We start from the raw sequence: 19,293 nt of genomic DNA, 5'->3' as shown, positions 1-19,293 counted from the left end.
GATTCAGATGTTGAAGAATGTCTACAACTGGATTGATGAACGTCTCGATATCACGCCGATTTGGAGAGACGTTGCAGATCACGAGGTACCGGAACACGTAAACCCGGCGCATCATTTCTCCGCGTTTGTGTACTGTTTCGGCGGCTTGACGTTTTTTATCACAGTCATCCAGATTCTGTCGGGGATGTTCCTGACGATGTATTATGTACCGGATATCATAAACGCTTACAACAGTGTTGAGTACCTGCAAACACAGGTTGCCTTCGGACAAATTGTCCGCGGCATGCATCACTGGGGCGCCAGCTTGGTAATCGTGATGATGTTCCTGCATACGATGCGCGTGTTCTTCACAGGCTCTTACAAAGCGCCGCGTGAAATGAACTGGGTCGTTGGTATGCTCATTTTCTTTGTTATGCTCGGTCTTGGTTTGACAGGTTACCTGCTGCCATGGGATAACAAAGCTTATTTCGCTACAAAAGTTACATTGGAGATTGCGAACTCCGTACCTTGGCTTGGACCTATCATTAAAGAATTGCTGCAAGGCGGTACGATCGTAGGTGCCGAAACGCTGACGCGTTTCTTCGCGATTCACGTATTCTTCCTTCCGGCTGTCCTTCTTGCTCTATTGGTAGGACACTTTATCATGATCCGCAGACAAGGTATTTCCGGTCCACTATAAGAAGAAGGGAGGCGCATATTTATGGCACATGGTCATAAATCTGATGAGAAAGTAGTTTATGTCGGCGATTCGCGTGTGAAAAAAGGCAGCGGTTGGGTTACGCCGCCGGATTACACCGCTTATCCCGGCAAATCAGAAGCGTTCATTCCTAACTTCTTGTTGAAGGAATGGATGGTTGGTGTAGTTGTACTGGTCGGTTTTCTTGTGCTGACCATCTCGGAGCCGGCTCCGCTCGGTTATCCGGCGGATCCGGGAGCTTCTGTAATCCCGATGCCGGACTGGTACTTCCTGTTCCTGTATGAATACCTGAAGCTTCCATACGCTTCCGGTGATTATGTAGTACTGGGTACTCTTGGTGTTTCGGGCGTTGCCTTTGGCGCATTGCTCCTGGTTCCTTTCCTTGATACGGGGAAAGAGCGACGCTTCTACAAGCGCCCTATTACTTCGGCCCTTATGATTCTGTCGTTGTTTGCAGTCATCTATCTGACGAATTCAGCATGGACGCACTATGCGCATGAGCTGGAAGCGACTGGACAGAAGCCTGAGCATATCCAGCGTGAAGAAGAGGCGGAAGAGAAGCATGCAGCTGGTCTACCAACGACTAGTGGCAAGCAGGCTGAAGACAGTGTTGTAGCGATCGTTGATAAGGATAATCCTGCGATGGAAACCTTTAAAACAGCTACCTGTATCTCTTGTCATGCTGCAGATTTGAAAGGGGCATCCGGACCATCGCTTCGCGGTGTTGGGGATACCCACACGAAAGAAGAGATCGTGGCTATTATTGCAAATGGCAAAGGCGGCATGCCGGCTATGAAAGACACGGCGCTTGCGGCTGGTGTCACCGAAGAACAACTCGATCAGTTGGCTGATTGGCTCGCAAGCCAAAAGGCAGAAGCAGCTGCAGAGTAAGATAAATAAAAGAACCTGACCGCAATGCGGTCAGGTTCTTTTTTAAATGTTGTACATAGATGAAATATATGTGCGGTTTAGGTATAATCGGCATTAGTCGTAAAAGTAAGAATACAAGGCACAGGACAGGAGGACGGAGTTTGTCGATTTCGTATTTTTGGAGCCGGGAATTTCTAAGCAAGCGATCGATTCTCTGGCTGCTGCTCATCTGCAACATCCTTGGAACGATCTATGGATACATATGGTACGGGGGGCAAATGGTCGATACGGTGGATCATGGCTTGTTATGGCAGGTTATATTCGTACCGGACAGCCCGACGGCCAGTTTATTCTTCAGTTTGGCGCTTCTGCTGCTCCTCTACCCGCCTCGTGGGCTTGGGGGCTCCTTGTTTCAGCAATTCATTGAGGCGCTGGCGGTCGTGACATCAGTAAAGTATGGGATATGGGCTGTTGCCATCATATTTGCCGGACAAGCCCAAGGGGATGTGCTGGGATGGCAGGATTGGATGCTCGTCGCTTCGCATACGGCGATGGCGGTGGAAGCGCTATTGTTCGTACGATTGTTTCATTATCGCTGGACAGCGCTCACCGGGGCGATTGCCTGGACACTGCTGAATGACACCGTAGATTATACGTACGGCGTATTTCCTTGGCTGCCGGGTCAGTTGTATGACGACCTATCAGCGGTCGAGCTGTTTACTTATCTTTTGACTCTTTTCAGCGGTTTCGCCGGCTGGATCTTCATGAAATATGGGAATTCCAAACAACGTTAGCCGTTTAGGTTACACGGTTCTATGAGCATCCCTTCTGCCATACATATACGGTAGGAGGGATGTCCCATGTTTCGAATCTTTCCGAAGCTCCTGCTGTGTCTGTTTGCACTGCTTATGCTGGTTACTGTCAGCATGGGTGATCCTGTTGGGTGGGCTACCCCGGCAAACGGACAGTCGGAGACTTCGCCCGCTGCATCCATACAGGCCAAGGCACTTAACAAGGAAGTGGAGCAGCTATACCGCCATGTGGAAGAAGGCAATGTACAAGCCGTGCTGGAGGATGTTCGCCGGGTATCCGGGTTGTTTGAGGCTTCGTCATTTCAGGGATTGACCGGTGTAGAAGGGATTCATGCGTTGGCCGAGAGCATTTTGGAGATGAAAGAAGCCACGGCAAGAGCCACGCAGGAGCCGCAGCACTGGATGGTGTCCGCAGGTAAACTCCGAATGGCAACCGATAGCCTGATTCGTACCAGAGATGCGTTATGGCTGCAATATTACAAGGTCATCCGTGAAGACCTGAGGGTCATGGGAGAGTATGCCATCCAGCAGGACCAGGCTGGCATGAGACGAGCGTATGACAGCCTGAGTGAACATTATGAACTCATCCGTCCTTCGGTTGTCATACAGCGAAAGCCTGAGGAGGTTAACATGATGGAGTCCTGGATTTCTTATGCCGGGGGTTTGGTGTCATCTGGGGACACAGCTCAGGTGCAAAAAGTGGTTCCGCAGGGCGAGGAAATGATCAATACGCTGTTTGGCAAGAAAAAGGATGAGCCCGCCCTAGCTCCGCTCGGAGAGGTCAAGGAGCCATGGACGTGGCAGCTGGTCATCGGCGCTTTCATTTTGGCGGCATTAACGTTTGCGGGATACCGCAAATACCGAGGTCAGTTGTATAGCGCAAAACCCATGTTCCCTCGCAAAATGTAGGCGGGAATCCATAGTTGTTCTGATTGAGGCTCGGTGCAAACCGGGCTATTCTTCTTTAAATCCTTCGCCATGCACATCATTGACATCATTAATGATAATAAATGCCCGAGGGTCCAATGATTTGGCGATTCCCGTTAGGCGGCGAATTTCCTGCCTCGATACGACGCAGTATACCATATGCTTGGCTTGCTTGGAGTAGGCGCCGATGGCCGGGATCAGTGTTACTCCGCGCTCCATCTCGGTTGATATGCGATGGGCGATATCGGGTGCGTGATCACTGATGATGGTAAAGGCTTTGGCGGCATAAGCCCCCTCTTGTATGAAATCGATGACCTTGGAAGCGATGAATACGGCAACGAGGGTATACAATATCCGCTCGAGCGGGATAAAGAATAAAGAAAGCCCGATGATCAAGATATCAAGGGATAGAATAATCTGGCCCATGCTAAAGCCGAATTTTCGGTTAATGATTCTGGCAATGATGTCTGAACCGCCCGTCGTTCCGCCAAACCGGAACACAATGCCGAGTCCAGCGCCCAATGTGACACCTGCGTAGAGCGCAGCAAGAATATAATCCTGCTCGGTCTGAAACGGTACAACATAGCCGCGATCGATTAAAACTTCAAACAGCCACAGAAACAGGGTTAATGAGGCGATACCGAGACCTGTGTAAATCGACTGGCGTTTACCGAGGATCTTCATGCCGACCAAGAATAACGGGATATTGAGCACCATAGTTGAGATGGACGGCGATATGTTAAAGGCATAGTTCAGCAGTACGGTAACGCCGGTGACGCCCCCTTCCATAAGTTCATTCGGAATGATGAAATACAGAAGGCCGAATGCGTAAATGGCGGAACCGGCGATGATCGGAATGATCGTACGAAGCTGATTGAACAACTTGGACGTTTTCATAAGACCCCTCACATTTCCAATTGTGGATATTACCCGTATGTCAGGTTGCTTGTACACCTGCTTAGTATGTGCCGATCATGTTCCAGCCATAAAAAATTATTTGTTTTCAAATCCGCTTTACGATAACATAGGTTTAAAACCAATCGCTCGTCATAAGAGAATGCTGCTTACAGCTTGGATATTTCTAAGTTGAGGCAGACTGCGCAGTGAAGGGAGTTATAGAGTCTTGGAAAAATCAATGGCTGAAATGCAGCAGGAAGTCGATCAATACATATCACAATTCAAGGAAGGTTATTTCAGTCCTTTATCCATGATGGCCCGGATGTCCGAAGAGGTGGGCGAACTCGCCAGAGAGGTTAATCATCAGTTCGGTGAGAAGCCGAAAAAAGCCGATGAAGCAGACAATTCCATCGAAATGGAACTTGGAGATATATTGTTCATTACGATTTGTTTTGCCAATTCCCTTGGCATCGATCTCGCGGAAGCGCACGCTAAAGTCATGCATAAATTTGCCACGCGTGATGCTGATCGTTGGACGAAAATAAACACCGATTAGGCTGCTGCTACATATGCTGTACCAAACCCGCTGTGGGGAGGGACAGCCCGTGAAACCTGAAAGTTATATACAAAAAGCATATCGATGCATCCTTCAAAATGATTTCGAAGAGGCGCTACGTTGGTTTGAGCAAGCGATCATTGCGAATCCGGGAGATGCCGAAGTGCATTACCGATGCTCCATTACCTACGGCAGAAGCAACAAACTGGAGATGGCGATTATTCACGCGGAGGAAGCCGTCAGGCTGCAGCCGGACAAACCGGAATATGCGCTTCACTTACAGCATATCAAGGCGGCGGAGCTGGTGCAGCGTGCCAGAAAAATGGTGGAAAATCGCAAGGATGTGACCAAGTCTGAGCTCTATCAGGCCGTGTCTCATCTGAAATCAGCCATAGCGATGGACCCTTTGTACGCTCAAGCCTACGTGTGGCTTGCTCTGGTCTATAGCGAACTTGATGAGCATGCGCGCGCCATTTCTACACTAAAAGAGGTCATCTCATTATACCCGCAGGAGAGTGGGCTTCAGCATATAATGGAGGAACTCAAACAGCGCTTGAAATCATATATGCAGGATACAGCATCGGATTGAAAGTGAGGACATGTACAATGGCAAACAAATGGACAGTTGCGGTCGTCGGTGCCGGCGGCCGTATGGGTAAAGAAGTAGTGAAGCTTGTTTTGGGCGACGAGGAACTGAAACTGGTTGCCGCTGTGGGCCGATCAGATGCAGGTGTTGATGCAGGGACGCTTGTGGGTCTTCCTGCCTGCGGCATTACGGTGACATCCGATCTGGAGATGGCGCTGGTTGAATCGAAACCAGATGTTATGGTCGACTTTACAGCACCGCAATTTGCCTATAGCAACACGGCTCTGGCCATTAAGCACGGCGTGCGTCCGATCATGGGCACTACCGGCTTTACGCCAGAGCAAATCGAAGAGTTGGACAAGCATTGTACGGAGCAGAATATCGGCGGTTTGATCGCACCGAATTTCTCCATCGGAGCGATCCTGATGATGAAGTTTGCGGCTGCGGCTGCCAAATATTTGCCTCATGTTGAAATCATTGAAACCCATGGCGACCAGAAGCTTGATGCGCCATCCGGAACATCGATCAAGACAGCGGAAATGATTGCCGCAAACCGCGAGGAGATCCGGCAAGGCAATCCGAAGGAAGAAGAGGTCATTGAAGGCGCCAGAGGCGGGTATTATAACGGCTTCCGTATTCACAGTGTTCGTCTGCCGGGTGTATTTGCTCAGCAGGAAGTTATATTTGGCGGTTACGGACAAAGCTTGAAGATCCGACATGATTCCTATGAGCGTGCAGCTTATATGCCGGGCGTGAAGATGGCGATAGAGAAGGTAATGGGTTACACCGGCTTGGTCTATGGATTTGATCATTTTATCGACTAACATAGGGGAGAAATTACTATGAATATTTCATTTATCGCTCATGACCGTAAAAAAGAGGAAATGGTCAACTTCGTAATTGCTTATGAAAGTGTATTCGAAGATCATAATCTTTACTCGACGGGAACGACGGGGACCCGTATTATGGAGCAAACCAAACTCAGCATTCACCGTTTCGCTTCGGGACCGCTTGGTGGCGACCAGCAGATTGGCGCGCTTGTTGCGGACAATGAGATGGATCTCATCATTTTTTTACGGGATCCTTTGATGGCACAGCCTCATGAACCGGACATTAATGCACTCCTTCGTCTGTGCGATGTGCAGGGAATTCCGCTTGCTACCAATGTGGCAACGGCCGAGATTCTTGTTAAAGCGCTGGACCGTGGCGATTTTGCATGGCGGGAACTCGTTCATAAATACAAACCGGGTGTGGATAGCTAATGAACAGCCAACTGGACATCTTAATCTTCGGAGCACATGCAGACGATGCCGAGATCGGAATGGCAGGAACGATTGCGAAGCATACGGCAGCTGGACTGTCGGTCGGGATCTGCGATCTGACGCAGGCTGAGATGTCGTCTAACGGTTCCGTCGACATTCGCAAGCAGGAGGCAGAGCAAGCAGCCCGGATTTTGGATCTTACGGTCCGGACGAATTTGGGACTGCCGGACCGCGGTTTATTTGTGACGCCGGAGCATATTGAACGGGTCACGGCTGAGATTCGCAAGTTTTCTCCCTCGATTGTGTTTGCTCCCTACTGGGAGGATCGCCATCCGGACCATGTGGCTTGCAGCCGTTTAGTTGAGGAAGCTGTATTTAATGCCAAGCTTCGTCGTTACATGCCTGAGCAGCCACCGGTTAAGGTGGACGAGCTTTATTTTTATTTCATTAATGATATCGGAAGAACGGATCTGGTCGTTGACGTTACGGATCATTATGCTGTTAAAGAGCAGGCCCTGTCTTGTTACCGTTCTCAGTTCCAGAAGGCTGAAGAAGATGCAGTCTCTACCCCGTTGACTGAGGGGTACATCGAGCGTGTGCGGGCCAGGGATTCACTGCTTGGAGCGCGCAGGCTTATTCCTTATGCAGAAGGTTTCGCTTGTAAAAGTCCGTATGTTGTTCATCTATTCGGCTCCAAGCAGGCATAATATATAAAATTCGAGTTCAAAAAGGTCGGTTTTCAGCACCGAGAAGGTTGGATGAAGCTAGGGAGTGAGGAGCGGAGCGTACGTAGTTTGTACGTGAGCACCGGAAGGCCCGGCTGAATTCAAGATTCGATGCCGAGTTGCTTCTTGATTCACTTCGTGATCAAAATCGGACTTTTTGAACAACCTCATAAAGGCGTAAAGGAGGCCTGACATGAATCAACATCCATTAAAAATCGGCATTACCTGTTATCCTTCATTGGGCGGGTCGGGCGTGGTGGCGACAGAGCTGGGGAAACTCCTGGCCGAGCAAGGACACCAGGTTCATTTTATTGCTCACAGTATTCCATTCAGATTAGGAACTTTTCATAAAAATATTTTTTATCATGAAGTAGAAGTGAACGATTACTATGTGTTTCGATACCCGCCATATGATTTGTCGCTGGCGACAAAGATGGCTCAGGTAGCCAAAATGCAGCAGCTTGATGTGCTGCATGTGCATTATGCGGTCCCGCATGCCGTATGTGCCTTCCTAGCGAAGCAGATGGTCGGAGACCAGCTGAAGGTCGTCACGACGCTGCATGGAACCGATATTACGGTTCTGGCGCAGGATGAATCGCTGAAGGACTTGATTCGACTCGCTATTAATGAAAGTGATGCGGTTACGGCTGTTTCTCAGGATCTCATCCGAGAAACGCGGGAGCTGCTGGATATAAGCCGGGATATTGACCTTACCTACAATTTTGTGGATCCGCGGGTGTATTATCCACGGGATTCGGAATCGCTTCGTAAAGATTATGCAGATCCGAATGAAAAGATTTTGATGCATATTTCCAACTTCCGTCCGGTAAAACGGGTAGCGGACGTGTTGGAAATATTCGCCCAGGTGCAGGAACAGGTGCCGGCGAAACTGCTGCTTGTCGGGGAAGGGCCCGAGCTTCCGAAAATCCAGTGCCGGATCAATGAGCTGGGACTCGCCAGCAAGGTGCATTTTCTAGGCAAGCAAGATGAAATTGCACATGTGATTTCGATGGCGGATGTGCTGCTGCTTCCTTCCGAGAAGGAAAGCTTTGGCCTGGTTGCTCTGGAAGCGATGGCCTGCGGAGTGCCTACCGTCGGCTCTACGGCAGGCGGGATTCCCGAGTTGATTACACATGGCGAAACCGGATATTTGGCGCCCATCGGGGACACCTATTCGATGGCTCAGCATGTGCTTGAAATATTCAAGGATGAAGCGCTTAGTGAGCGGCTGCGCAAGGCTTGTTTGCATCGTTCCAAGACGATGTTCTGCAATGAATTAATACGGGGCAAGTACGAAGAAATATATTACCGAGTATTGGGACGGGAGGTTAACGAGCTGAAGCCGGTATGCGGCTAAGCTCGGCCCTCTCGTTGTTTTTCGGATAAAGGAACGGGAAACTATGGCAGATATGTTTAATTCAATACGATGGCGCAACGCGGATCCCGATATGGCCGAGCGGAGTGCGGACCTGATCCGGAATCTGCTTCGGCATGGACATGAAGCGTATTGGGTCGGAGGCTGTGTCCGTGATGAATACATGGGACGCAGGGTCAGTGATATGGATATTACCACCTCCGCCTTGCCGGAAGTCACCTGTTCCGTATTTCCCAAGGTCATTCCTACCGGAATCAAGCATGGGACCGTGACGGTGCTGATGGAAGGTCAGTCTTTCGAAGTGACGACTTATCGCGTGGAGAGCGGTTATGCAGACCATCGTCATCCAACGGAGGTTGCTTTCGTCAGGGATGTGAAGGAAGATTTGCGACGGCGCGATTTTACGATGAACGCAATGGCCCGAGGGATTGATGGATCCTGGGTGGATCCCTTTGGCGGACGTGCGGATATTGACAGGCAGGTGATCCGCTGCGTGGGCGATGCTCGTCTTCGTTTCCGTGAAGACGCCCTGCGCATGGTTCGCTGCATTCGTTTTGCCTCCGTGTTCGGTTTCTACATCGCGGCACATACATGGAGAGGGATTCTCTCGGAGAGAGATACCTTAAGCTGGATTGCGATGGAGCGCATTCGCAGTGAATTTGAAAAGATATTGACAGGACCGGCCCCCTTACGCGGATTGGAGATGTTTGTCCGCAGCGGCTTGTACGCCCGAATGAAGGCGCCGTTTCCGTATACCGGACATGACACGCAGGCGATAGAAGCCATGAATCGGATCGAGCCGGAGCAATCTACGATCCGCTGGACGCTGCTGATGCTTGCCTGCGGCATTTCAGCCCAGGCAGCAGAGGGACTGCTACGATCATGGACGTTCTCCAATAAGCAGCGGGAAGCCATCGTTAAGCTGCTGGCGCTTCATGAATCCTATCTGCAAGAGCAGGAAGGGGAAGATACCGAAAGCGCTAGGCTTCAGTGGATTAAGCTGGTTCTTTTCCATGGGGTCGAAGCAGCTCAAGGCTGGTTGTATCTGCAGACGGCGTTGGACCAAACGGGAGCGGCCTCTGCTTCACTAAGCGTAATCGAGCAGCTTGACGGTTGGCTCGGGGAACTCCGAATTCGGAGTTTGAAGGATTTGGCCATCACCGGAAACGAACTGCTTGAAGCGCTGGACAAGCGTGGGGGTCCATGGCTAGGCGAACTTCTCGGGCAATTGCTGGAGAAAGCGGCAGCAGGTTTAATTAACAACGATAAGGAATCGTTGATTGAAGAAGCAAAGCAGGTGGTAATTCATAATGAAGGATTATGATCAAGACAATGCACTTCTGAACATGTTCCAGGAGCATTCCGGCCAGTTTTTGTCTGGAGAAGAGATCAGCCGTAAATTGTCCATCAGCCGGACGGCCGTATGGAAGCAGATCAATAAGCTTCGACATTTGGGTTATGATTTCGAGGCCGTTCCGCGGCTTGGCTACCGCCTGATGGATGAACCGGACAAACTGAGCGTGGAACAACTGACAGCGGGGATGACCAGTCAAACCCTCGGGAAACCGCTGAAGCTGCTTGATAAAACGACGTCAACGCAGGAAGATGCCCGGCAATTGGCGGAAGAAGGGGCAACCGAAGGCACGCTTGTGATCTCGGAAGAGCAGACGGGCGGCCGCGGGAGAATGGGAAGGAAATTCCATTCTCCGAGAGGCAAAGGCATATGGATGAGTCTGGTGCTCAGACCGAAGCAACCGCTGCATTTAACCCAGCAGCTTACCTTGTTGACAGGCGTAGCGGTATGCCGTGCGATCACGAAGTGCGCCGGTGTGCAAACCGATATCAAATGGCCAAACGACATTCTGTTTCAGGGCAAAAAGGTGTGCGGCATTCTGCTGGAGTCTGCGACGGAAGACGAAAGGGTGCGCTATTGCATAGCCGGTATCGGCATCAGCGCCAATCTGAAAGAGTCGGATTTTCCGGAGGAGCTGCGCAGCGTGGCGACTTCGATTCGCATGGCTGGCGGAGCAACCGTCAATCGGACAGAGCTGATCCAGTCCATCATGGCGGAGATGGAGGTTTTATATGAATTGTACAACGAGCAGGGCTTCGAGCCTATAGCCTCTCTCTGGGAAGCATTATCCGGTACGGTGGGCAGGGAAGTTCAAGTGCAGACGGCTCGTGACCGTTTTAGCGGGATTGCCACAGGACTCAACCGAGATGGTGCGCTGCTGGTTCGCAATCAGGATGACGAGCTGATCCCCGTATATTCCGGTGAAATTCTTTTTTAATACCAGGTAAATGAAACATGGTGAAATCGTCGTTGGATTTTGTTATACTATGACCAAGAGGCGGTATCGCATGAGCGAATTGCACTCAACAAGCAAGTGGTAATGAACAGCATTACATTTTTAGAACACCTTCATAACTGTTATGCCGGTTACGTTGGATTCTGCTCTGAGCCGAAAGGACCGAGACAGAAGGGACGATCGCGAGTGACTCTTTTTTGCCTTTCGGACTTTTTAGCAAGCATGTGCTAAAAGGTTTTTTTTATTGTGTCTAACTTATTTACACAAAGGAGGCTGTGTCACAATGGCAGGCAAACAACCACTGAACATCGTGAAGATGAAGAACATGAAAAAGAAGGGTGTACCGATCACCATGCTGACCGCGTACGATTATCCTTCCGCCAAGCTGGCGGAGGAAGCGGATATTGATATGATATTGGTAGGCGATTCCCTCGGCAATGTCGTACTTGGGTATAACTCCACAATTCCGGTAACGCTGGACGACATGGTATACCATACCCGTGCCGTCGCTCGTGGAGCGGAAGAAACTTTTATCGTAGCGGATATGCCGTTTATGACCTACCACGGAGATATTGATGAAAGTCTGCGCGGGGTGCGGAGATTGATGCAGGAAGGCCATGCGCATGCCGTGAAAATGGAGGGCGGCGAAGAAATCGCCGGCACCGTGAAACGGATCGTCCAGTCCGGCGTACCGGTACTGGGCCATATCGGGCTGACGCCTCAGTCGGTGAATCAGATTGGAGGCTACCGCATCCAAGGCAAGGATGCCCAGGACGCGCAGCGGCTCATGAATGATGCGAAGGCACTTGAAGCGGCTGGAGCATTCGCAATTGTATTGGAGCTGGTTACGGAAGAGGCAGCGGCGGAAATATCCAAAGCGCTGAGCATACCGACGATTGGCATCGGAGCGGGTCGTTACTGCGACGGTCAGGTTCTGGTATTCCATGATATATTGAAATATGCGTCTCCCTATCGGGACAAACGCTTCGTGAAAACATACGCCGATGTCGGCTCTGTCATCCGTGAAGGCATTACGCAGTATGTGAAAGAAGTGAAGGACCGCTCATTCCCGGCGGAGGAGCACGTATTCAAGGCCGAGAATCATAAGGCTTCCGAAACGACAACAACATTATATGGAAGCAAAAAGGAAAAGGTGGGCACGACATCATGAAAGTGATTCGCACCATTGCGGAATTAAGATCAGAGCTTAAGGACCGCCGGGAATCCGGCAATGGTCCGGTTGGACTTGTGCCTACGATGGGTTATTTGCATGAAGGACACGCCAGCCTGATGCGTAAGGCGCGTGAAATGGCAGGTACGGTGGTTGTTAGCATCTTTGTCAATCCGATTCAATTCGGACCGGGTGAGGATTATGAGACCTACCCTCGGGATGAGGCACGCGATCTGGCATTGGCGGAATCCGAAGGGGTGAATGTGGTGTTTATTCCCACGGTTCAGGAAATGTATCCCCAGCCGACCAAAACCAAGATCGCTGTATCGGAAATTACGTCTTTGTTGTGCGGGGCCTCCCGTCCCGGGCATTTTGACGGTGTTACCACAGTTGTTAACAAATTGTTTAATATCGTAAAACCTGACTATGCTTTCTTCGGAATGAAGGATGCCCAGCAGGTAGCCGTCATTGAGCAAATGGTTCAAGATTTGAACATGGATGTAACCATCGTGCCTTGTCCGATCATTCGCGAATCTGACGGCCTTGCTCTAAGCTCACGTAACGTGTATTTGAAGCCGGAAGAGCGGGAACAGGCACTTGTGCTGTCGGGCTCTCTGCGGACCGCTCAGGAGATGATCCAGCAGGGACAAGCGACGACGGCAGGAGAGATCCGTGCTCATCTTCGGGATTTTATATCCCGTTCCGTGCTCGCTGATATTGAATATGCAGAATTGCTCACTTTCCCGGAACTTGTTCCCGTGGAAGACTCATATCGCATTGCGGATGAAGGCCGAACCGTCATTATGGCGCTGGCCGTACGATTTGGCCGTACTCGTCTCATTGACAATGCGTTACTTCAACCAAAAGTAGGGGGATCCCATGTTTAGAACAATGATGAAATCCAAAATACACCGCGCAACGGTGACGGAAGCCAATCTGAACTATGTGGGCAGCATTACCATTGATGAGGATCTCATGGAGGCTGCAGACCTTCTGGAGAATGAAAAAGTTCAAATCGTGAATAATAACAATGGCGCCCGTTTGGAAACGTACGTGATCAAAGGCGAACGCGGCAGTGGCGTGATTTGTCTGAACGGGGCAGCTGCAAGGCTTGTACAGCCTGGCGACAATGTCATTATCATTTCTTATGCCATGATGTCTAAAGAGGAATACGACAATCACACCCCAACGGTTGTGATCGTTGACGAATTGAATAAGCCGGTTAACACGCAATACCGTGAGGTTCACGCCGCGGTTCTCTAAGGGTTTCCTAAGAACCAAAATGTGTCGGGGCCTTAAAGGGATGAAAAGACCGTCTTCTACAGAAAATGAGTTCAGGTCGACGCACTGATCTCATTTTTCCGCTAAGGGTGGGATGCAGCTATGTTTCAACATGTATTCGCTGAAATGAACAACATGTTAGATGAAATTGTGAAGCATTACCCTTCTGCTCAAGGTCCCCAAAAACAGGCGCTGGTACAAAACTGGAACATGCTTAAAAGCATGAGCGAGGGCATTATCGAGGAATGGCTCCATTTTGAAGAGAAGATGGCTATCTTCCGCGAGAGTGCCGCCTCACCTCCTGTTTTTCCACCTACCGAAGCGCCTGAACTGCAGCTTGATGCATTCATTCGCGGCCAAGGTTATTACAAGTTGTTGATGTTCCAGCCGGCTATACAGCAATTTGAGGTGGCCGCCACAGTATTTCCGGATAGTCTTCTGATCAAGCTGTATATTGCGATGTCCCATCTTTATTTGGGGCAAACCATACCAGCGTCCGATGTATTGGTGTCCATCCTGCCCATGGCAGACAATAAGAAGATGCGAGCGATGATTTACAACGCGCTTGGATGCATCGAGGTGTTGAATGGACAACAAGGGAAAGCCGAGGAGCATTTTGCACTGGCGATTCACAGCGACCCGACGCTTCCTGACCCCATTATCAATTTGGAGGTCTGCAAGCAGAATCGCGGTGAGCTCCAGTACGGCAGCCAATTGATCTCTTTGCTGTAGAAATCAAGCCATTACAAGAAGCGATGCCAGAGCTCATTCCTGAGACTTTGGTATCGCTTTTTGCCGTATGGAGCGATGGAGGAGAAACGGGGGATTTTTTACCCGGAATGTTCAAATCCCGCAACTTCTGGTATGCTGTTAATTAGTCTGGAGGAAAGGGATTTTATCGAAATGAAATTTGCCGTATTGGATTTTGAAACCACGGGCAACCAGTCAGCAGATGAGATCATTCAGGTTGGACTGGCCATCATCGAAGAGGATCGAAGCATCTCCCGCGTATACGGCACCTATGTCAATCCCGGGATTCCGATCCCTCCTTTTATTACCGGTTTGACCGGCATTTCCGACAGTGATGTAGCGGATGCTCCGTCATTGGAAGAAATGATGATGGAACTCGTGCCCATGCTCGACGATGTCGTATTGGTTGGGCATAATGTCGCTTTTGATTTTAACTTTTTGCAAAATGCACTCGATCGCTGCGGCTATTTACCGTTCAGCGGCCGAATTCTAGATACGATGCACTTCTTAAAAATATGTTTTCCCTCGTTGCCTTCTTATCAGCTAGGGATGGTCTCTTCTCATTTCGGTCTGGAGCATGACCGTCCGCATCAGGCGGACAGCGATGCGCTTGCCACAGCTTATGCGCTGCTGAAATGCCTGGAGGAGATCGATGAGCTTCCTTTGCTTACCGTGCAGCGGTTAAGCGACCTCTTTGCCGACGAGGACAGCGACTTGGCCTGGTTCTTTGACGGCATCCGTGCTGACAGGGAGTTCCAGGCTGTACAAGCCGGAGACACCCATACGTACTATCGTCAATTTGCCCTGGCAGTTGACGATTGGAACGATATTGCGCCTGTCAGGGATGAGTCAGAGCCTAATCCGCTGGCGGATGTAAGCTTTGAGCAATACATGAATGATGTCCGTGAACGGCTAAAGGAAACGCTGCCTCATTATGAGAGCAGGGATGCCCAGGACATGATGTTTCAGGAAGTGATGCAGGCCCTCGATGCCAATAAACATTTATTGATCGAAGCCGGCACGGGAACAGGCAAATCCCTCGGGTATTTGCTGCCGTCGATTTATCAAAGTGTGAAGCAGGAACAGAAGGTTATGGTGAGCACGCATACAATCAACCTTCAAGAACAGCTGCGTGACCGGGATATTCCCCTGCTCACTCAGGTTGTTCCTTTTCCTTTTAAAGCGGCTATTTTCAAGGGAAGAGGCCATTATTTGTGTTTGAGAAAATTTGAACATAAAATAAATAGAAGAGATTTTCATTCCCCGAAGGAAGATGTGATCACCGCGGCGCAGATGCTGGTCTGGCTGACCCAGACGGAGAACGGGGATGATGAAGAGCTGAACCTTGGCGGTCGCGGAGGAGATTTCTGGGAGACCATCTCCAGCGATTCGGATTCCTGCCTTGGCCGTGCCTGCCCATGGTTCCGCAAATGCTACTACCACAGGGCCAAACATGAAGCGGGTATTGCGGATGTTGTCATTACGAACCATTCGAAGCTGTTCACCGACGTGAAAGCGAATCATCAGCTGCTTCCGAGTTATGAGCGCCTCGTCATTGATGAAGCGCATCATCTGGAGGACGTCGCCGGCAAGCACCTTGGCCTGCAGATGAAATATTTTTCGGTTGTTCATACGTTGACCCGTATGTACAAGGACAGCCGCAGCGGTCAGCTTCCGGCTCTTCGCCAGCTGCTGCAAGCATCATCGCATGAGAAGGCTGTCGAGTGGTCTTCCATCATCGACCGGATCTATCCGGATCTGATCACCGCAAAAGAGAATTGGGACCGGCTCAGCGATCAATTGTTCGGACTGCTTCCGGAACGCGGAGACGCGACGCCGGGGGATGCCGGTCAATTCTCGCTTCGCTTATCGCCTCTGAAGAAGCCGAAGGATTGGGATTCGCTGGCCGAGCTGGAGCATCAAATTCATGTGACGCTAGGCGATGTCGTACGCAAGGGTGACAAGCTGATCTCCGAAATGAAGGAAGATCTGGACGACTACAGCGCGGACAGTTTGTTAACAGACCTAGCGGGTCTGTTTAAGGACCTGGCTGCACACCGCGAGGACCTGAGGTCCTTCATGGCTCTGAATGATGAAGGCACGGTATACTGGATGGAGGCTAACGGGAATTTCCGCGGCAAATCGCTGCAGCTTTATGCAGTGCCTGTCGATGTAAGCACCCACTTGAAGGAATTGTTTTTTGATAAGAAACAAAGCGTGATCCTAACATCGGCGACCTTGTCGGTGGATAAATCGTTTCAGTTCATGATCGAGAACTTGGGTCTTCAGGAAGCGGCAGATAGCGGCAACCTGAACACGGTTCTGCTGCCGTCCCCGTTTAATTACAGGGAGCAGGCCCTCCTTGTCGTGCCGCGCGATTTTCCGAGCGTGAAGGGCTCGGTCGGTGATGCACTCTTTGTGAATACACTTGTGCAATCATTGGCCGATACGGCAATCGCTACGCATGGCCGCATGCTTGTGCTGTTCACCTCGTACCGGATGCTGCGTCAGGTGCACGAGCCGCTGAAGGAGGCTCTGGCATCCAGTGATATTACGGTACTGGGACAAGGGATGGACGGAACAAGCCGTACCAAGTTAATCCGGAGATTCCAGGATAGCAGCGCTTCCGTCCTGCTGGGTACCAGCTCCTTCTGGGAAGGGGTAGACATACCCGGTGAGGCGCTCACTTGCCTTGCCATCGTACGGCTGCCGTTTCAGCCGCCGAATCACCCCTTGGTCGAAGCCAAGAGTGAATTGCTGCAGCAACAGAAGAAGAACCCGTTCATGAAGCTTTCGGTTCCGCAAGCGGTCATTCGCTTCAAACAGGGATTTGGCCGACTGGTGCGGACCGCGCAAGATAAGGGGATTGTCATCGTCTACGATACCCGGGTCATTGAATCCTATTACGGGAAATATTTCTTATATTCTTTGCCGGGGCCGAAGATGGAGCATATGCCGACAGAGGGGATTGTTCCCCGAATTTCGGAATGGCTGCAGGAAGAGGCAGGCGTAGAGAACCAAGCAGAATAAATGTGTAAAAGTGAAACAATGAACAAAATGATCGGTCACAAAAAATGTAGTTATTAACCTATTATTAGGGGGAGCATGAATGAAATCGGAAAAAATTTCGGAAGCCGTGGTCCGCAGATTACCTGTATACTTGCGCTATTTGAATGAGCTTCAGAAAAGGGAGGTCTCCACGGTTTCCTCCCAGGAACTGGGACAAAAACTGGATCTCAATCCTGCTCAAATTCGTAAGGACCTAGCGTATTTCGGTGATTTTGGACGGAAAGGGATCGGATATGACGTATCTTATCTGATCGAGAAAATTCGCCAGATTCTAAAGCTGGACCAGAAGATCAATGTCGCATTGATTGGGGCCGGTAATCTTGGACATGCATTATCGAATTACAATGCATTTCTGAAGGACAATATGAAGATTGTGGCGGTTTTCGATTCGTATTCTCCCAAAGTTGGTATGAAAATTAACAATTTGGTCGTACAGCCGATGGAAGAACTGGAGAAGACGGTTCATGAGTACGGCATTCGTATCGGGATCATCACCGTTCCGGATTTTGAAGCGCAGAATGTAGCAAATCAGCTTATTGCAGCAGGCATCGAGGCTATCCTGAATTTTGCGCCAACCATCCTGAAAGCCCCATCCCATATCCGGATTCATACGGCTGATTTTACTACGGATTTGCAGAGTTTGGCCTATTATTTGGATAACGGTAAGGAGGATGCAGCACATGACGACAACGAATTGGATGGTTAAGAACGGAACGTTTGCGGTACTAGAGGAAGGAAGGTCCGTGCTACGCGGATATATGGTTGTGGAGAATGATCGGATAACCTACCTGGGTGAAGAAGAGCCAACCGTCCAAGAAGGAACAGAAGTTATTGACGGAACTCATCTCTTTTTCCTACCTGGGTTGGTGAACACGCACGGACATGCGGCGATGTCGCTGCTCCGCGGTTATGGCGACGATCTGGCACTGCAGGTATGGCTTCAGGAAAAAATGTGGCCTATGGAAGCCAAATTTACGGCCGACGATGTATACTGGGGAACCGCACTCTCCGTGCTGGAGATGATCAAAGGCGGAACCACGACGTTTGTGGATATGTATGATCATATGGATCAGGTTGCTAAGGTTGTGCAGGACTCAGGAATGCGCGGCGTTCTGACACGCGGTGTTATCGGATTATGTCCGCCTGAGGTGCAGCAGCAGAAGCTGGATGAGGCTGTTGCATTCGCAAAAGACTGGCATGGCAAGGCTGACGGGAGAATTACGACGATGATCTCGCCGCATGCACCTTATACGTGCCCGCCGGATTTCATCGAAAAATTCGTTCAGGCATCCCATGATTTGAATCTGCCTTTGCATACCCATATGTCTGAAACGGAAACGGAAGTCGCTCAGAATGTAAATGACTACGGACTTCGTCCTGTCGCCCATTTGGAGAAGCTTGGCATGTTCTCCCGTCCAACGCTGCTTGCGCATGCCGTCCATCTGACCGATGAAGAAATCGAAATCCTGGCCAAGCATCAGGTCATGGTGTCGCATAATCCAGGCAGCAATTTGAAGCTTGCCAGCGGCATTGCTCGCGTGCCCGCACTGCTGAAAGCCGGGGTTACCGTGTCTTTGGGTACCGATGGACCTGCGAGCAATAATAATCTCGATATGTTTGAAGAGATGCGCCTGGCGGCGCTGATCCATAAAGGGGTAAGCGGGGATCCAACCGCGATTCCTGCATCCGAAGCGCTTCGAATGGGTACAGAGTATGGAGCCAAGTCAGCCTTCCTTACGGATATCGGTACGCTTGCGGTAGGTATGAAAGCAGATATGATCGCACTGAACACGGATCAGGCGCACTTCCTTCCGAAGACGGATTACATTTCTCATGCTATCTACTCCGCTAGTGCGAAGGATGTTGAGCATGTATGGGTTGACGGCAAGCAGGTAGTGAAGAATGGCGCGAGTCTTACTCTCGATGAGGAACGTATCCGCCGGGAAGCGCAGCGTGCCTTTGAGCGTCTTACAACCCTCTAGGGAATAATCAAGGGGAGCGAGGAA

20 protein-coding genes are annotated in these 19,293 nt (G+C 50.4%); 19 read left to right on the top strand and 1 reads right to left on the bottom strand.

Annotation, left to right across the window (positions count from 1 at the left end):
- The first annotated feature begins 7 nt into the window (after window positions 1-7).
- The 4 genes from qcrB (at window position 8) to ABEW73_RS11190 (ending at window position 3,288) form a co-directional block, all read left to right on the top strand.
- The gene (gene qcrB, locus ABEW73_RS11205) at window positions 8-679 is read left to right on the top strand and encodes a menaquinol-cytochrome c reductase cytochrome b subunit (RefSeq protein WP_006209500.1); all 672 of its coding nucleotides are present in this window, start codon (window positions 8-10) and stop codon (window positions 677-679) included.
- 21 nt (window positions 680-700) lie between these two features.
- On the top strand, window positions 701-1,588 hold the full coding sequence (locus ABEW73_RS11200; RefSeq protein WP_430171801.1) for a c-type cytochrome: 888 nt from the start codon (window positions 701-703) through the stop codon (window positions 1,586-1,588).
- Between the two features lie 140 nt (window positions 1,589-1,728).
- Window positions 1,729-2,361, top strand: coding sequence for a DUF1405 domain-containing protein (locus ABEW73_RS11195; RefSeq protein ID WP_098743039.1), 633 nt, complete (start codon window positions 1,729-1,731; stop codon window positions 2,359-2,361).
- A gap of 66 nt (window positions 2,362-2,427) precedes the next feature.
- Window positions 2,428-3,288, top strand: a complete 861-nt coding sequence (locus tag ABEW73_RS11190) for a sporulation protein YpjB (RefSeq protein ID WP_430171802.1) — start codon at window positions 2,428-2,430, stop codon at window positions 3,286-3,288.
- A 45-nt stretch (window positions 3,289-3,333) separates the two neighbouring features.
- Here the strand turns inward: ABEW73_RS11190 and ABEW73_RS11185 are convergent, their stop codons facing one another.
- Entirely contained in the window at window positions 3,334-4,203 is an 870-nt protein-coding gene (locus ABEW73_RS11185) for a YitT family protein (protein ID WP_430171804.1), read from the bottom strand.
- 226 nt (window positions 4,204-4,429) lie between these two features.
- Here ABEW73_RS11185 and ABEW73_RS11180 point away from each other — a divergent pair, with 226 nt between their 5' ends.
- The 15 genes from ABEW73_RS11180 to ABEW73_RS11110 all read left to right on the top strand — a co-directional run bounded on the left by ABEW73_RS11180 (window position 4,430) and on the right by ABEW73_RS11110 (window position 19,269).
- Window positions 4,430-4,759 (top strand): nucleotide pyrophosphohydrolase, encoded by a 330-nt coding sequence (locus ABEW73_RS11180; protein ID WP_076320987.1) that lies wholly within the window; start codon window positions 4,430-4,432, stop codon window positions 4,757-4,759.
- A 49-nt stretch (window positions 4,760-4,808) separates the two neighbouring features.
- Window positions 4,809-5,348, top strand: a complete 540-nt coding sequence (locus ABEW73_RS11175; RefSeq protein WP_430171806.1) for a tetratricopeptide repeat protein — start codon at window positions 4,809-4,811, stop codon at window positions 5,346-5,348.
- 17 nt (window positions 5,349-5,365) lie between these two features.
- Window positions 5,366-6,169, top strand: coding sequence for a 4-hydroxy-tetrahydrodipicolinate reductase (gene dapB / locus ABEW73_RS11170; RefSeq protein ID WP_430171808.1), 804 nt, complete (start codon window positions 5,366-5,368; stop codon window positions 6,167-6,169).
- Window positions 6,170-6,187: 18 nt separating this feature from the next.
- Entirely contained in the window at window positions 6,188-6,607 is a 420-nt protein-coding gene (gene mgsA, locus ABEW73_RS11165) for a methylglyoxal synthase (protein ID WP_430171810.1), read from the top strand.
- Window positions 6,607-7,314 carry a bacillithiol biosynthesis deacetylase BshB1 gene (bshB1, locus tag ABEW73_RS11160; protein WP_430171812.1) on the top strand — a complete coding sequence of 236 codons (708 nt, stop codon included), beginning with the start codon at window positions 6,607-6,609 and terminating at the stop codon, window positions 7,312-7,314. Before mgsA ends, bshB1 begins: the two co-directional genes overlap by 1 nt.
- A 211-nt stretch (window positions 7,315-7,525) precedes the next feature.
- The gene (bshA, locus tag ABEW73_RS11155) at window positions 7,526-8,689 is read left to right on the top strand and encodes an N-acetyl-alpha-D-glucosaminyl L-malate synthase BshA (RefSeq protein WP_430173464.1); all 1,164 of its coding nucleotides are present in this window, start codon (window positions 7,526-7,528) and stop codon (window positions 8,687-8,689) included.
- Window positions 8,690-8,732: 43 nt separating this feature from the next.
- On the top strand, window positions 8,733-10,031 hold the full coding sequence (locus ABEW73_RS11150) for a CCA tRNA nucleotidyltransferase (protein ID WP_430173466.1): 1,299 nt from the start codon (window positions 8,733-8,735) through the stop codon (window positions 10,029-10,031).
- Window positions 10,018-10,998 (top strand): biotin--[acetyl-CoA-carboxylase] ligase, encoded by a 981-nt coding sequence (locus tag ABEW73_RS11145; protein WP_430173468.1) that lies wholly within the window; start codon window positions 10,018-10,020, stop codon window positions 10,996-10,998. Before ABEW73_RS11150 ends, ABEW73_RS11145 begins: the two co-directional genes overlap by 14 nt.
- 301 nt (window positions 10,999-11,299) lie before the next feature.
- Entirely contained in the window at window positions 11,300-12,187 is an 888-nt protein-coding gene (gene panB / locus ABEW73_RS11140) for a 3-methyl-2-oxobutanoate hydroxymethyltransferase (RefSeq protein ID WP_430173470.1), read from the top strand.
- Complete coding sequence (gene panC, locus ABEW73_RS11135; RefSeq protein WP_430173472.1) at window positions 12,184-13,074, top strand: pantoate--beta-alanine ligase; 891 nt, start codon at window positions 12,184-12,186, stop codon at window positions 13,072-13,074. The genes panB and panC overlap by 4 nt, the downstream gene beginning before the upstream one ends.
- Window positions 13,067-13,450, top strand: coding sequence for an aspartate 1-decarboxylase (gene panD / locus ABEW73_RS11130; RefSeq protein WP_430173474.1), 384 nt, complete (start codon window positions 13,067-13,069; stop codon window positions 13,448-13,450). The genes panC and panD overlap by 8 nt, the downstream gene beginning before the upstream one ends.
- Before the next feature lie 120 nt (window positions 13,451-13,570).
- On the top strand, window positions 13,571-14,200 hold the full coding sequence (locus tag ABEW73_RS11125) for a hypothetical protein (protein WP_430173476.1): 630 nt from the start codon (window positions 13,571-13,573) through the stop codon (window positions 14,198-14,200).
- A gap of 171 nt (window positions 14,201-14,371) precedes the next feature.
- The gene (gene dinG / locus ABEW73_RS11120; RefSeq protein WP_430173478.1) at window positions 14,372-17,248 is read left to right on the top strand and encodes an ATP-dependent DNA helicase DinG; all 2,877 of its coding nucleotides are present in this window, start codon (window positions 14,372-14,374) and stop codon (window positions 17,246-17,248) included.
- Between the two features lie 79 nt (window positions 17,249-17,327).
- A complete protein-coding gene (locus ABEW73_RS11115; RefSeq protein WP_430173480.1) occupies window positions 17,328-17,993 on the top strand; it encodes a redox-sensing transcriptional repressor Rex in 666 nt (221 codons plus the stop codon).
- On the top strand, window positions 17,968-19,269 hold the full coding sequence (locus ABEW73_RS11110; protein WP_430173482.1) for an amidohydrolase: 1,302 nt from the start codon (window positions 17,968-17,970) through the stop codon (window positions 19,267-19,269). The genes ABEW73_RS11115 and ABEW73_RS11110 overlap by 26 nt, the downstream gene beginning before the upstream one ends.
- Window positions 19,270-19,293: the final 24 nt, after the last annotated feature.

Origin of the sequence: Paenibacillus lautus, from assembly GCF_050482385.1 — a bacterium.
Taxonomy (GTDB): domain Bacteria; phylum Bacillota; class Bacilli; order Paenibacillales; family Paenibacillaceae; genus Paenibacillus_AQ; species Paenibacillus_AQ lautus_B.
Note: the sequence above shows the minus strand (reverse complement) of the source record. Positions and strands in the feature narration are given on the sequence as shown.

Bases quoted from the DNA above. Each gene is read 5' to 3' on its own strand.
- qcrB (WP_006209500.1), top strand. From the start codon at position 8: ATGTTGAAGAATGTCTACAACTGGATTGATGAACGTCTCGATATCACG.
- ABEW73_RS11200 (WP_430171801.1), top strand. From the start codon at position 701: ATGGCACATGGTCATAAATCTGATGAGAAAGTAGTTTATGTCGGCGAT.
- ABEW73_RS11190 (WP_430171802.1), top strand. From the start codon at position 2,428: ATGTTTCGAATCTTTCCGAAGCTCCTGCTGTGTCTGTTTGCACTGCTT.
- ABEW73_RS11185 (WP_430171804.1), bottom strand. From the start codon at position 4,203: ATGAAAACGTCCAAGTTGTTCAATCAGCTTCGTACGATCATTCCGATC.
- dapB (WP_430171808.1), top strand. From the start codon at position 5,366: ATGGCAAACAAATGGACAGTTGCGGTCGTCGGTGCCGGCGGCCGTATG.
- mgsA (WP_430171810.1), top strand. From the start codon at position 6,188: ATGAATATTTCATTTATCGCTCATGACCGTAAAAAAGAGGAAATGGTC.
- bshB1 (WP_430171812.1), top strand. From the start codon at position 6,607: ATGAACAGCCAACTGGACATCTTAATCTTCGGAGCACATGCAGACGAT.
- bshA (WP_430173464.1), top strand. From the start codon at position 7,526: ATGAATCAACATCCATTAAAAATCGGCATTACCTGTTATCCTTCATTG.
- ABEW73_RS11150 (WP_430173466.1), top strand. From the start codon at position 8,733: ATGGCAGATATGTTTAATTCAATACGATGGCGCAACGCGGATCCCGAT.
- ABEW73_RS11145 (WP_430173468.1), top strand. From the start codon at position 10,018: ATGAAGGATTATGATCAAGACAATGCACTTCTGAACATGTTCCAGGAG.
- panB (WP_430173470.1), top strand. From the start codon at position 11,300: ATGGCAGGCAAACAACCACTGAACATCGTGAAGATGAAGAACATGAAA.
- panC (WP_430173472.1), top strand. From the start codon at position 12,184: ATGAAAGTGATTCGCACCATTGCGGAATTAAGATCAGAGCTTAAGGAC.
- panD (WP_430173474.1), top strand. From the start codon at position 13,067: ATGTTTAGAACAATGATGAAATCCAAAATACACCGCGCAACGGTGACG.
- ABEW73_RS11125 (WP_430173476.1), top strand. From the start codon at position 13,571: ATGTTTCAACATGTATTCGCTGAAATGAACAACATGTTAGATGAAATT.
- dinG (WP_430173478.1), top strand. From the start codon at position 14,372: ATGAAATTTGCCGTATTGGATTTTGAAACCACGGGCAACCAGTCAGCA.
- ABEW73_RS11115 (WP_430173480.1), top strand. From the start codon at position 17,328: ATGAAATCGGAAAAAATTTCGGAAGCCGTGGTCCGCAGATTACCTGTA.
- ABEW73_RS11110 (WP_430173482.1), top strand. From the start codon at position 17,968: ATGACGACAACGAATTGGATGGTTAAGAACGGAACGTTTGCGGTACTA.